Consider the following 12,744-nt stretch of genomic DNA (forward strand, 5'->3'; position numbering starts at 1 on the left):
CCGGGCTTCTGCGGGCTCCGCTTCGGCTGCGGCCGGGGCCGCTCAGCGGGCTCGCCCTCGGCCGAACGGCCACCCGGGAGGGCCAGCAGCCGCCCCGTGCCCCCGCTTCGCCGGAACGGGACGGCGGCGGGCGCGGGGGCGGGTGCGGGGGCGGGGGCGGGTGCGGACCCGGCTCCAGTGCCGGTGCCCGCACGGGCGGACGCCGCCGGGCGCTGGTCGTCGGCGTGTCCGGGGCGTCCGGGGCGTCCGGGGCCCGGTACGGGACCGCCGGGGCCGGCCGGCCGCTCCTCCGCCCGGCACGGCCCTCCGCCCGGCACGGCCGCGCCCGCCCGTTCGGCCCGCTCGGCGAGTTCGGCCCGTTCCGCGAGTTCCTCGCACCGGCGCAGCAGGGCCCGTCCGCGCGACGCCCCGGCCCCGGCCCCGTCCGCGGCCGGACCGGAGCAGAGGGAGCGGAGGGCTTCGAGGTCTGCGGCGGCGGGGGTGTACCCCTCGGCGACGGCCTCCCGCAGCCGCTCGACATAGCCGGATGCCGCGCCGGGCAGCGCGGCCCGGTGGCGGGCGACGTCCGCGCGCAGGAAGGCGCGCAGCCTCCCGCTCTCCCGGGCGGCCTCGTCGACCGCCTCCGTGAGCCGGAGCAGTTCCCGCACCTCCCCTGCCGTACGCCCGGGGGACCAGGGGGCGCGGTCGCCGGACAGCGGGGCTGGGTGCAGGGCGAGCGCGAGGGCCCGGCGCAGGACGGGCAACTCGTCCGCGCCGAAGACCAGGGCACCGCGGGTGCCATAGGGCATGGGCATACGCGGATATTAGTCTCTTACCGGACATAGCTCCTTGAGCCGCCACCTCCCGGGCGTGCCCCGGCGCGGGCCGTGCCCGGACACCGCGGGCACACCGCGCCCCGGAGCCGGACCGGGTGTCTGCGGTGCCGGAGCGGGACCGCGGTGCCGGAGCGGGAAGGGGTGGCAGTGCCGGGTCGGGAAGGGGGTGGTGCCGGACCGGGCCGCGGTGCCGGTGCGGGACCGGGTGAAGGTGCGGGTGCCGGAGCCGGTCGCGGTGCCGGAGCGGGACCGGGTGAAGGAGCCGGAGCCGGTCGCGGTGCCGGAGCCGGACGGGGCCGCCGGTTTCCGGGCGCCCCCCGGCCCCGGCAGCGGGGCACGGGCTCCGCGCCGATCTCGCCGATGCCCGGCCCTCCGGTGCGGTGCGGAGAAGGCCGTACCGGGACCGGGTGGCCGGCGCCGGGGCGGGACCGAGTGCCGGACCGGGGCCGGACCGCCGGTCTCCGGCCCCCGGGCCCCGGGCCCCGGCGCCGGACCAGCCGGTACCGGGACGGGGGACTGGGCCGGGAGTCCGGGCCGAGCCGGTGCACGGGGCACCGGGCCGGTGCCGGGGGCCGCGGGTTCGGGGCCGCCGCACTGACCCGTGTCCGTGCTCGTGCCCGAGCCCGTTCCGGGGGTGCCGCACTGGCCGGTGCCCGAGCCCGTGCCGGTGCCGGAGGCGGCGGGCTCGGGGCGCCGCACTGGCCGGTGCCGGGGGCGCCGCACTCGCCGGTACCCGAGCCCGAGCCCGAGCCGGTGCCGGTGGCCGCGGGTTCGGGGCCGCCGCAGTGGTTCGTGTCCGTCCCCGTCCCCGAGCCCGTGCCGGGGGCCGCAGACTCGGGGCCGCCGCACTGACCCGTGTCCGTGCTCGTGCCCGAGCCCGTTCCGGGGGTGCCGCACTGGCCGGTGCCCGAGCCCGTACCGGTGCCGGTGCCGGAGGCGGCGGGCTCGGGGCCGCCGCACTGACCCGTGTCCGTGCTCGTGCCCGAGCCCGTGCCGGGGGGCACTGCACTGGCCGGTACCCGAGCCCGAGCCCGTGCCGGTGGCCGCGGGTTCGGGGCCGCCGCAGTGGCCCGTGTCCGTCCCCGTCCCCGAGCCCGTGCCGGGGGCCGCAGGCTCGGGGCCGCCGCACTCGCCGGTGCCGGGGCCCCGGGCCGGGCGCGGGCGGCGGTTCTCCGCGGGTCAGGCCCGGGAGACGTTCCGTTCGTAGACCAGCCGCAGGCCGATCAGCGTCAGCCACGGCTCGTGCTCGTCGATCACCGAGGACTCGCCCAGCACCATCGGGGCCAGGCCGCCGGTGGCGATGACCGTGACCTCGTCGGGGTCGTCGGCGAGTTCGGCGGCGATCCGGTTCACCACGCCGTCGACCTGGCCGGTGAAGCCGTAGAGGATGCCGGCCTGCATGGCCTCGACGGTGTTCTTGCCGATGACGCTGCGCGGGCGGGCCAGCTCGATCTTGCGGAGCTGGGCGCCCTTCACGCCGAGGGCCTCCACGGAGATCTCGATGCCGGGGGCGATCACGCCGCCGACGTACTCGCCGCGCACCGAGACCGCGTCGAAGGTGGTGGCGGTGCCGAAGTCGACCACCACGCACGGGCCGCCGTACAGCTCGACGGCCGCCAGCGCGTTGATGATGCGGTCGGCGCCGACCTCCTTGGGGTTGTCCATGAGGACCGGCACGCCCGTCTTGACGCCCGGTTCGACGAGGACGGCCGGCACGTCGCCGTAGTAGCGGCGGGTGACCTCGCGCAGCTCGTGCAGCACGGACGGCACGGTGGAGCAGATGGCGATGCCCTCGATGCCGTCGCCGAGTTCGTCGCCGAGCAGCGGGTGCATGCCCATCAGGCCCTGGAGCAGCACGGCGAGTTCGTCGGCGGTGCGGCGGGCGTCGGTGGAGATCCGCCAGTGCTCGACGATCTCCTCGCCGTCGAACAGGCCGAGCACGGTGTGGGTGTTGCCGACGTCGATGGTGAGCAGCATCGGTGTCACACTCCCCGGCCGTCGCGGGCCCGGCCGTCGTCCCCGGCGGCCGGTCCGGCGCCGGCCGCGCCCGCGGCCGGTTCGTCGTCACCGCCCGCGTCCCGCAGGTCGAGGCCGATGTCGAGGACCGGCGAGGAGTGGGTGAGCGCGCCGACGGCGAGGTAGTCGACGCCCGCCTCGGCGTAGGCGCGGGCGCCTGCGAGCGTCAGCCGGCCGGAGGACTCCAGCCGGGAGCGGCCGGCCACCAGGGCCACGGCCTCGCGGGTCTGCTCCGGGGTGAAGTTGTCGAGCAGGATCAGGTCGGCGCCCTCGGCGAGCACCGGCTCGATCTGGTCCAGCCGGTCCACCTCGACCTCGACGGGCACGTCGGGGAACTCGCTCCGCACGGCCTTGAAGGCGGCCGCGACGCCTCCCGCGGCGATCACGTGGTTGTCCTTGATCAGCGCGGCGTCGGAGAGCGACATGCGGTGGTTGACGCCGCCGCCGCAGCGCACCGCGTACTTCTCCAGGGCGCGCAGGCCCGGGGTGGTCTTGCGGGTGTCGCGGACGGCCGCGCCGGTGCCCTCCAGGGCGTCCGCCCAGGCGCGGGTGGCCGTCGCGATGCCGGACAGCCGGCCGAGCAGGTTCAGCGCGCTGCGCTCGCCGGTGAGCAGGTCCCGGGTGCGGGTGCGGACGGACAGCAGCTTCTGGCCGGGCTCGACCCGGTCGCCGTCCTCCGCGTGCCGCTCGACCTCGAACTCGTCGGTGCAGACCACCGACAGGACGGCCTCGGCGACGCGCAGCCCCGCGACGGTGCCGGCCTGCCGGGCGGTGAAGTCACCGGTGGCGACGGCCTCTTCGGGGATCGTCGCGACGGTCGTCACGTCCACGCCCTGGTCGAGATCCTCCTCGATCGCGAGATGGGCGATGTCCTCGACCTGTACGGGGTCGAGCCCGGCCGCCGCGAGGAGTTCCGCCAGCGCCGGGTCCAGCCCGCACTCCAGGGGGTCGAGGTCGAAGTCTTCGGCGCCGTCACCGCAGCCGCAGGCGTCGCCGCACCCACCGGCATCCGCTCCGGCGGGAGCGCCCCCGATCCGGAGCAGCGGGAGGTCCACGGGCTGTGGACGGTCAGGGGTGTTCACGAGGGTGTCCCTTCGGGGGTGGAGCGGTGGTGGGGGGTGCCGTGCGGCCGTGCGGGCGGGAAGTCTGCCGTGTCGGTGGGGTTGATCACCAGTTCCGCCCCCGGGCCGGTGGTCCGTCCGAGCCGGACGACCAGGTGGCGGCGCCAGCCGGAGTCGTCGCGGTCCGGGTGGTCCTCGCGCCAGTGGCAGCCGCGGGTCTCCTCGCGGCTGCGGGCCACCGCGACGAGGACGCGGGAGACCAGCAGCAGGTTGGTGGCCTCCCAGGTCTCGACGCACGGCTCGGCGGTCTTGCCCTCCCGGCTCAGCTCCGCGGCGGCTCCGTCGTGCAGTTCCTCCAGCGCCCGGGCGGCCCCGGTGAGGCTCGCGTCGCTGCGCAGCACGCCCGCTCCGGCGGTCATGACGCGCTGGATCGCGTACCGCGCCTCGGGGGCGAGCAGCGCGCCGCCGGGGGCCACGGAGGCGGGAGGTGTCCCGGCCGGGGCCGGGGCGGTGGCGGGCGGGAGGTTCGCGTCGATGTCCTCGGCGATGCGCTCGGCGAAGACCAGCCCCTCCAGCAGGGAGTTGGAGGCGAGGCGGTTCGCGCCGTGCACCCCGGTGCAGGCGACCTCGCCGCACGCGTACAGCCCGGGCACCGTGGTCCGGCCGCGCAGGTCGGTCCGTACGCCGCCGCTCGCGTAGTGCGCTGCGGGCGCGACCGGGATCGGCTCCGTGACCGGGTCGATGCCGTGCGCGCGGCAGGCGGCGAGGATGGTCGGGAAGCGGCTCTCCCACATCGCGGCGCCGAAGTGGCGGGCGTCGAGATACATGTGCTCGGTGCCCTGTTCGCGCATCCGGCGCATGATGCCCTTGGCGACGATGTCGCGGGGTGCCAGCTCGGCCAGCTCGTGCTGCCCCAGCATGAAACGCACGCCGTCCGCGTCGACCAGGTGCGCGCCCTCGCCCCGTACCGCCTCGGAGACCAGCGGCTGCTGGCCCTCCGCGTCCGGGCCCAGATAGAGCACGGTGGGGTGGAACTGCACGAATTCCAGGTCGGAGACCTCCGCCCCGGCCCGCAGCGCGAGCGCGACCCCGTCCCCGGTGGAGACGGCCGGGTTGGTCGTCGCGGAGAAGACCTGGCCCATGCCGCCGGTGGCGAGGACGACCGCGGGGGCGCGCACGGCGCCCACGCCGTCGCGCCGGCCCTCGCCCATGACGTGCAGGGTTACTCCGGCGGCGCGGCCGTTCCCGTCCCGGACCAGATCGAGGACGAGGGCGTTCTCGATGGTCTCGACGGTGCCGGTGCCGGTGCCGGCTACGGCCGGGGCCGCGCTCCCCTCGCGCGGGGCGCGGGCGCGGACGGCCTCGACCAGGGCGCGGGAGATCTCCGCGCCGGTCGCGTCACCGCCGGCGTGCGCGATACGGCGCCGGTGGTGGCCGCCCTCGCGGGTCAGCAGGATCTCTCCGGTCCGGTCGTCGGTGTCGAACAGCGCTCCGGTGCCGATCAGCCGGCGTACGGCGCCGGGCCCCTCGGTGACCAGGGTGCGCACCGCCGTCTCGTCGCACAGCCCCGCGCCCGCGACCAGGGTGTCCTCCAGGTGCTGCGCGGGGGTGTCGCCCTCGCCGAGGGCGGCTGCGATGCCGCCCTGCGCCCACCGGGTGGAGCCGTCGTCCAGCCGGGCCTTGGTGACGACGACGGTGCGCCGGCCGGCCGCCGCGCAGCGCAGCGCGGTGGTCAGCCCGGCGACGCCTGAGCCGACCACCACGACGTCGGCGTCGATCGCCCAGCCCGGCTCGGGAGCGCGCAGGGCCAGCTCCGGTATGCCGGGGGTGCTGCCCGCCGGTGCGGTCATACGGCGGCTCCGAAGCTCAGGCGGATGTTGTCGATCAGGCGTGTGGCCCCGAGCCGGGCGGCGACCGCGAGTACGGCCTCGCCGGTGTGCCCGGCGGTGACCTCGGTGAAGTCGGACGGGTCGACGAGCGCGAGGTAGTCGAGCCGGACGGGCGGTTCGGCGCGGGCGGCCTCGTCGAGCACGCGCCGGGCGGCGGCGCGTACGGCGTCCGGGTCGGCGACGAGGGCCGCGCGGGCCTCCGGGGCGGCGGGGGCGGCGGTATCCGCGGGGACGTCCGGGTCGGCGGGAGTGGCGGAATCCGCGGGGACGTCCGGGTCGGCGGGAGTGGCGGAATCCGCGCGGGCATCCGGGCCGGCGGGAGTGGCGGGGGCGTCCGGTCCGGCGCCGGAGGTGGCCGGATCTGCGCCGGGAACGGCCGCCGCACCGGCGGGGCCGAGGCGGCCGGCGGGACCGAGGCCGGCGGGACCGAGGCCATCGCGGAAGCCCGCCGCGCGGAGGCCCGCCTCCCGGCCCGCGCGCAGGGCGTGGAACAGCGCCGGGGCCGCGCGCCGCTCCGCCTCGGAGAGATAGCCGTTGCGGCTGGACAGCGCCAGCCCGTCGCCCTCCCGGACCGTGGGCACCCCGACGATCCGGACCGGGAAGTTCAGGTCCCGTGCCATCCGGGTGATCAGCGCCAGCTGCTGGGCGTCCTTCTCCCCGTAGAAGGCCGTGCCGGGCGCCGTGAGGTGCAGCAGCTTGGCGACGACGGTGAGCATCCCGTCGAAGTGGCCGGGCCGGGACGCGCCCTCCAGCCGCTCCCCCATCGGGCCGGCCGCGATGCGCACCTGCGGCTCGCCGCCCGGGTAGACCTCGTCGGCGGACGGCGCGAAGACGGTGTCGGCACCCGCCGCCCCGGCGACGGCCAGGTCGGCGTCGAGCGTGCGCGGATAGCGGTCGAGGTCCTCGCCGGCGCCGAACTGCAGCGGGTTGACGAAGACCGTGACCAGCACCTGGCCGTCCGGGCCCGCGTGGGCACGGGCCGCGCGGATCAGGGCGGCGTGCCCCTCGTGCAGCGCGCCCATGGTCATCACGACGGCCCGTTCGCCGTACCGCGGCAGGGCGTTCAGCTCGGCCGCGGTGCGGACGAGCCGGAGCGCGCCGCGCGCCGTGCGGGGGGCGGCGGTGCGGGGAGCGGGCGTGCCGGTCATCCGCGGTCTCCTTCGGCGAGTACGCCGAGCAGGTCCTCGGCCAGTTCGGGCTTCAGCAGCCCGTGTGCGAGGGCCCGGTCGGCGGTCGCGCGGGCCATGGCGAGATAGCCCGCGACGGCCTGCGGCGCGTGCTTGCGCAGCTCCGCGACATGCGCCTCGACGGTGCCCGCGTCGCCCCGGGCGACCGGGCCGGTGAGGGCCGCGTCACCGGAGCGCAGCGCGTTGTCGAGGGCCGCGCCGAGGAGCGGGCCGAGCATCCGGTCGGGCGCGCCGACCCCGGCGGTGCGCAGCAGTTCGAGGGACTGGGCGACCAGGGTGACCAGGTGGTTCGCGCCGAGCGCGAGCGCCGCGTGGTAGAGCGGCCGGGCCTCCTCCTCGATCCACTCCGGCTCACCGCCCATCTCGATGACCAGGGCCTCGGCGGCGAGCCGCAGTTCCTCGGGCGCGGTCACGCCGAAGGAACAGCCGGCCAGCCGCTGCACGTCCACGGGACTGCCGGTGAAGGTCATCGCCGGGTGCAGCGCGAGCGGCAGCGCGCCGGCGCGCAGGGCGGGGGCGAGGACCCCCGTGCCGTAGCGGCCGGAGGTGTGCACGAGCAACTGCCCGGGCCGTACGGCGCCGGTCTCCGCCAGCCCCTCGACGAGGCGGGGCAGCGCGTCGTCGGGGACGGTGAGGAGGACCAGCTCGGCGCGGGCCAGCACTTCGGCGGGCCGGACCAGCGGCACCTCGGGCAGCATCGTCTCGGCGCGCCGCCGGGAGGTGTCCGAGACACCGGAGACGGCGACGGGCCGGTGCCCGGCCAGCCGCAGCGAGGCGGCGAGCGCCGGGCCGACGCGCCCGGCGCCGACCACGCCGACGGTGAGCCGGGCGGGGCGCTCCCGGGCGTCGCTGCCGGGAGACGGATGTGAAGCGTTCACGGGGTCAGGCCTTCCGTTCCAGTCCGCTGGCTCCCCTTCGGGACGACGGGGGCCAGGGGCGGTACCGGACGTGTCCCGCTCATGCTACGCGAGGACGCCGCGCGGCCCGTCCGGCGGCGGAACGGGCGGCGGGACGGGCGGCGCCGCGACCGCCGGACCTGCCGGTTCCCGGGGCACGGGACCCGTTCCGTGGGCCATGATCGGTCCATGGCGAACGGGCAGCGGGACGAGGAACGGGCTCGCAGGCTGACGGCCTGGGGCAGGGCGGACAGGAAGCTGTCGGCTCCGGCGGCGACGGAGACCGTCGGCCGGCAGCTGGAACGGCTGGCGGCGGACGCGGCGGCGTACGGCCTCGGGAACCGGACCGATCTGTACGGCGACGGGGTCGTCGAGACGCTGGAGGACCGGGTCTCCGGGCTGATCGGCACGGAGGCGGCGGCGTTCTTCCCGACCGGGACGATGGCGCAGCAGGTGGCGCTGCGCTGCTGGGCGGGGCGCACCGGGAACGCCACGGTGGCGCTGCATCCGCTGGCGCACCCCGAGCGCTGGGAGCGGGGCGCGCTGCCGGTGCTCGCCGGGCTGCGCACGGTGCACCCGACGACCGAGCCCCGGCTGCCGCTGGCGGAGGAGATCCGCGCGCTGGACGAGCCGTACGGAACGCTGATGCTGGAGCTGCCGCTGCGCGAGGCGGGTTTCGTGCTGCCCGGCTGGGACGAGCTGGCGGAGGCCGTCGCGGCCGCCCGCGAAGCCGACGCGGTGGTGCATCTGGACGGCGCGCGCCTCTGGGAGTGCGCCCCCCATCTCGGGCGGTCGCTCCCGGAGATCGCGGGCCTGGCGGACAGCGTGTACGTCTCCTTCTACAAGTCGCTCGGCGGTCTGTCCGGAGCGGCGCTGGCCGGCCCCGGGAGCTTCGTGGCCGAGGCGAAGGCGTGGCGGCACCGGTACGGGGGGCTGCTGTTCCAGCAGTGGCCCGTCGCGGTGAGCGCGCTGGCCGGGCTGGACCGGGAGCTGCCCCGGCTGCCGTCGTACGTCGCACACGCGAAGACGGTGGCGGCCGCGCTGTCGGAGGCGTTCGGGGCGGCCGGGACGCCGTGGTTCCGGGTGTGGCCCCAGGTGCCGCACACGCACGAGTTCCAGGTGTGGCTGCCGTATCCGGCGGACACGCTGAACGCGGCGGGGGTGCGGCAGGCGGAGGAGACGGGGCGGGTGCTGTTCCGGACCTGGGACGACGGTTCGGGGCCGCCGGGCGTGTCGATGACCGAGGTGACGGTGACGGCCCCGGGCCTGGAGTGGACGGCGGCGGACGTGGCGGCGGGGGTGACGGACTTCCTGGAGCGCGTCCGGGACTGAGCCCGGCGAGGACGCGCACGGGCCGAACGAGGGGCCGGCGACCGGGACCGCCGACGGGCGGGTGCCGGGGCGGCTGCGGGTACCCGGGGAGCCGCGAGCGCCCGGGGGCCGCGAGTGCCGTTACCGGCCGCCCGCGCGGACCAGCCCCGACTCGTACGCGAGCACCACGGCCTGCACCCGGTCGCGCAGGTCCAGCTTGGTGAGTATCCGCCCGACATGCGTCTTGACCGTGGCCTCGGACAGCACGAGCCGCTGCGCGATCTCGCCGTTCGACAGGCCCTGCGCGACGAGCAGCATCACCTCCCGCTCCCGCTCGGTGAGCCGCCCCAGCCTGCTCTGCGCGGGCTCGGCGGACGTGCTCGGCAGCATCGGCGTGAACCGGTCCAGCAGACGGCGCGTGGTGCTCGGGGCGACGACCGCGTCGCCGCTGTGCACGGCGCGGATCGCGGCCAGCAGTTCGGCCGGCGGCACGTCCTTGAGCATGAACCCGCTGGCGCCCGCCTTCAGCGCGGAGAACGCGTACTCGTCGAGGTCGAAGGTCGTGAGGATCAGCACCTTCGGGCCGTCCTCCCGACCGGGTGAGCAGATCCGCCGGGTCGCCTCGACGCCGTCGACCCTCGGCATCCGTACGTCCATGAGGACGACGTCGACAGCCGTCGCGCGGAGCATCTCGACGGCCTCCGCGCCGTCCCCGGCCTCGGCGACGACCTCCATGTCGGGCTGGGCCGCCAGCACCATGCGGAACCCGGTGCGCAGCAGCACCTGGTCGTCGACGAGCATCACGCGGATGGACATCTGTTCCCTTTCCGGGGCGGAACTTCTTCGGGACGGAACTTCTCGGGACGGGCCGGTCGTGCGGGCCGGTCGTACAGTCGGTCGTACAGAGGTGGGCCGTTGCCGTACGGGTGCCGTACGGGGTCGTACGGGGTCGTACGGGGTGGAGCCGGGTGAAGACGGTCGGTCGTGCGGTCGGAGCGTCGGTCGTGCGGTCGGAGCAGGGCCGGGGACGGTCGTACGAGCGGGGCGCCCGGTGAAGACGGTCGGTCGTGCGGTCGGCGGTGGTGCGGGTGGTGCGGGTGGTGCGGGCGAGGCCAGTGATGCCAGTGATCCCAGTGCTGCGGTGTCCCGGTCGAGAACGCCGCCCGGTACGGACACCGTCTCTCCCGCGGCGCGCCCGCCGTCAGTCCGCCGCCGCGAGCGGCAGCACCGCGCTGATCCGGAACCCGCCGCCCGGCCGCGGACCGGCGTCCAGGCTCCCCCCGACCATACCGACGCGTTCGCGCATGCCGATCAGCCCGTGCCCCAGACCGTCCGTGCCGCCCTCCTCGTACAACTCCCGCTGCGCGCCGCGGCCGTCGTCCTCGACGAGCAGTTCCAGCTCGCCGTCCTGGTAGGCGAGACGCACCGTGGCACCGACGTTCGGGCCGCCGTGCTTGCGGGTGTTGGTCAGCGCCTCCTGCACGATCCGGTAGACGGTCAGCTCGACACCGCTGGCGAGCGGCCGCGGGCTGCCGGACACCTGGTAGTCCACCGGCAGCCCGGCGCCCCGCACCTGCTCCACCAGGTCGTCCAACTGGCCGACGTCGGGCTGCGGCACGTACTCGCCGCTCTCGGTCGTCTCGCCCGTGCGCAGCACGCCGAGCAGCCGGCGCATCTCGGCGAGCGCCTTCCGGCCCGTGCCGGAGATCGTCTCCAGGGCCTGCTTGGTCTGTTCCGGCGAGGAGTCCAGGACGTACGCGGCGCCGTCCGCCTGGACGACCATCACCGACACGTTGTGCGCCACGACGTCGTGCAGCTCGCGCGCGATCCTGGCGCGCTCGGCGGCGACCGCCATCTTCGCCTGCGCCTCACGCTCCTTCTCCAGCCGGGCGGCCCGCTCCTCCAACTGCGCGTAGTAGGCGCGCCGGGTGCGGAGCGAGTCGCCGAGCACCCAGGCGAGGGCGAAGGGCACCGTCATGAACACGGTGCTGACGACGCCCTGGGCGGTGCTCGGATAGCGGTAGTCCGCGGCGAAGCGGATGTTCGCGATCGCCGGCGCCAGCAGGCCGCCGATCAGGCCGAGCCGGGAGGACCAGGCCGCGCCGGTGGCGGCAGCCGTGTAGACCGTGACCATCATGGCGAAGTCCGCCGGGTTGACCCCGACACCGAACACGACCTGCGCGACTCCGCACGCGGCGGTCAGCAGCAGCGCCCGCTCCGGCCACTTGCGGCGGACGGCGACCGCCGTGCACAGGCCGACGGCGGTCAGGAGCGTCGGCGCTTCCTTGCTGCCGGACACCGCGGGGTTGCCGGTCATCGACATCACCGTGATCAGCAACAGCACGGCAGCCCAGAAGCTGTCGACACCCGTGGGGTGCCCGCGGAAGAAAGCGTAGAGGCGCTGCACGTAACCCAGAGTAGGCATATCATCCGGCCGCCCGGGTCACCCCGGGGAGCGATTACTGCACCGGCCATGTACTCCGCAAGGTGGACACGCCGTGCTCCCACAGCACGCATACGGTGGTGGCGTGACGGATCAAGGGGACGGGGAGGGCCGGCGGGGCTGGCGCGCGGCCACCGAGCGCGCCCTGTACGGGCCGCGCGGCTTCTACCTGCGGCAACGCCCCGCCGACCACTTCCGCACCTCGGTGCACGCCTCGCCGCTCTTCGCCGGGGCGGTGGCCGGGCTGCTGGCGCGGGTGGACGTGGCACTGGGCCGGCCGGACCCGCTGGCCCTGGTCGACGTCGGCGCCGGGCGGGGAGAACTGCTGACCGCGGTGCTCGGCCGCGTACCGGCGGAGCGGGCCGCGCGGCTGCGGCCGTACGCGGTCGAGCGCGCCGCGCGCCCGGACGGGCTGGACCCGCGGATCGACTGGCGTCACGAGCTGCCCGGTCCCGAGGAGGGGCTGCGGGGGCTGCTGTTCGCGAACGAATGGCTGGACAACGTACCGCTCGACGTCGCGGAGACGGACCCCGACGGCGTCCCCCGGCTCGTCCTGGTCCACCCGGACGGGCGGGAGTCACCGGGCGGCCCGGTCACCGGGGCGGACGCGGAGTGGCTCCAACGGTGGTGGCCGCTGGGGGGCGGCGCCGGTGCCGGTGTGAGTTCCGGCGCGGGTGATGGTGCGGGCGCCGGTGCCGGCAGGGCTCACGGCGGGGGGAGGACTCACGGTGCCGAGGGGGCTCACGGCGGGGGCGGCGGCGACGCTGCCGGTGCCGGTGCCGGTGCCGATGGCAGCGGTGGTGCTGATGCCGGTGACAGTCGCAGCGGGGGTGGCATCGGCGGTGTCGGTGTCGGTGTCGGTGTCGGTGGCGGTGTCGGTGTCGGTGACAGTGGGAGCGGCGGTGACAGTGGCATCGGCAGTCTCGGTGGCGCAGCCGCGGCCGGGGCGCGGGCCGAGATCGGGTGGCCCCGGGACGCGGCCTGGGCGGCGGCCGCGGGGGTTCTCGACAGCGGGCTTGCGGTCGCCGTCGACTATGCCCACACGCTCGCCGGCCGACCGCCGCTGGGCACGCTGACCGGCTTCCGCGACGGGCGCGAGGTCCCGCCGGTGCCGGACGGTTCCTGC

Annotated in this window: 10 protein-coding genes; 2 read left to right on the forward strand and 8 right to left on the reverse strand. The window is 76.4% G+C overall.

The window, feature by feature from the left end:
- From GCU69_RS34660 to GCU69_RS31380, 6 genes are all read right to left on the reverse strand, one after another.
- Positions 1-794, reverse strand: a 794-nt coding sequence (locus GCU69_RS34660) for a hypothetical protein (RefSeq protein WP_156207895.1), incomplete at its 3' end; no start/stop codon positions are given.
- 1,200 nt (positions 795-1,994) lie between these two features.
- Entirely contained in the window at positions 1,995-2,792 is a 798-nt protein-coding gene (locus GCU69_RS31360) for a type III pantothenate kinase (RefSeq protein ID WP_098752487.1), read from the reverse strand.
- Between the two features lie 5 nt (positions 2,793-2,797).
- The gene (gene nadC / locus GCU69_RS31365; RefSeq protein WP_098752488.1) at positions 2,798-3,913 is read right to left on the reverse strand and encodes a carboxylating nicotinate-nucleotide diphosphorylase; all 1,116 of its coding nucleotides are present in this window, start codon (positions 3,911-3,913) and stop codon (positions 2,798-2,800) included.
- Positions 3,910-5,742, reverse strand: a complete 1,833-nt coding sequence (locus GCU69_RS31370; protein WP_098752489.1) for an L-aspartate oxidase — start codon at positions 5,740-5,742, stop codon at positions 3,910-3,912. The genes nadC and GCU69_RS31370 overlap by 4 nt, the downstream gene beginning before the upstream one ends.
- The gene (gene panC / locus GCU69_RS31375; protein ID WP_156207896.1) at positions 5,739-6,929 is read right to left on the reverse strand and encodes a pantoate--beta-alanine ligase; all 1,191 of its coding nucleotides are present in this window, start codon (positions 6,927-6,929) and stop codon (positions 5,739-5,741) included. The genes GCU69_RS31370 and panC overlap by 4 nt, the downstream gene beginning before the upstream one ends.
- The gene (locus GCU69_RS31380; protein WP_098752491.1) at positions 6,926-7,846 is read right to left on the reverse strand and encodes a Rossmann-like and DUF2520 domain-containing protein; all 921 of its coding nucleotides are present in this window, start codon (positions 7,844-7,846) and stop codon (positions 6,926-6,928) included. Before GCU69_RS31380 ends, panC begins: the two co-directional genes overlap by 4 nt.
- 207 nt (positions 7,847-8,053) lie before the next feature.
- On the opposite strand from GCU69_RS31380, the gene GCU69_RS31385 reads away from it, so the two are divergent.
- The gene (locus GCU69_RS31385; RefSeq protein WP_156207897.1) at positions 8,054-9,196 is read left to right on the forward strand and encodes a threonine aldolase family protein; all 1,143 of its coding nucleotides are present in this window, start codon (positions 8,054-8,056) and stop codon (positions 9,194-9,196) included.
- Positions 9,197-9,316: 120 nt separating this feature from the next.
- Here GCU69_RS31385 and GCU69_RS31390 read toward each other — a convergent pair whose 3' ends face one another.
- Entirely contained in the window at positions 9,317-9,991 is a 675-nt protein-coding gene (locus GCU69_RS31390) for a response regulator transcription factor (RefSeq protein ID WP_098752493.1), read from the reverse strand.
- Between the two features lie 385 nt (positions 9,992-10,376).
- Positions 10,377-11,582 (reverse strand): sensor histidine kinase, encoded by a 1,206-nt coding sequence (locus tag GCU69_RS31395; protein ID WP_156207898.1) that lies wholly within the window; start codon positions 11,580-11,582, stop codon positions 10,377-10,379.
- Between the two features lie 121 nt (positions 11,583-11,703).
- On the opposite strand from GCU69_RS31395, the gene GCU69_RS34255 reads away from it, so the two are divergent.
- On the forward strand, positions 11,704-12,744 hold a 1,041-nt coding region (locus GCU69_RS34255; RefSeq protein ID WP_235978826.1), incomplete at its 3' end, for an SAM-dependent methyltransferase.

Source organism: Streptomyces lycii, from assembly GCF_009735685.1.
Classification (GTDB): domain Bacteria; phylum Actinomycetota; class Actinomycetes; order Streptomycetales; family Streptomycetaceae; genus Streptomyces; species Streptomyces lycii.

What these genes read in the sequence shown, in the direction of transcription:
- GCU69_RS31370 (WP_098752489.1), bottom strand. Translation starts at nt 5,742, where the DNA reads ATGACCGCACCGGCGGGCAGCACCCCCGGCATACCGGAGCTGGCCCTG.
- GCU69_RS31385 (WP_156207897.1), top strand. Translation starts at nt 8,054, where the DNA reads ATGGCGAACGGGCAGCGGGACGAGGAACGGGCTCGCAGGCTGACGGCC.
- panC (WP_156207896.1), bottom strand. Translation starts at nt 6,929, where the DNA reads ATGACCGGCACGCCCGCTCCCCGCACCGCCGCCCCCCGCACGGCGCGC.
- GCU69_RS31360 (WP_098752487.1), bottom strand. Translation starts at nt 2,792, where the DNA reads ATGCTGCTCACCATCGACGTCGGCAACACCCACACCGTGCTCGGCCTG.
- GCU69_RS31390 (WP_098752493.1), bottom strand. Translation starts at nt 9,991, where the DNA reads ATGTCCATCCGCGTGATGCTCGTCGACGACCAGGTGCTGCTGCGCACC.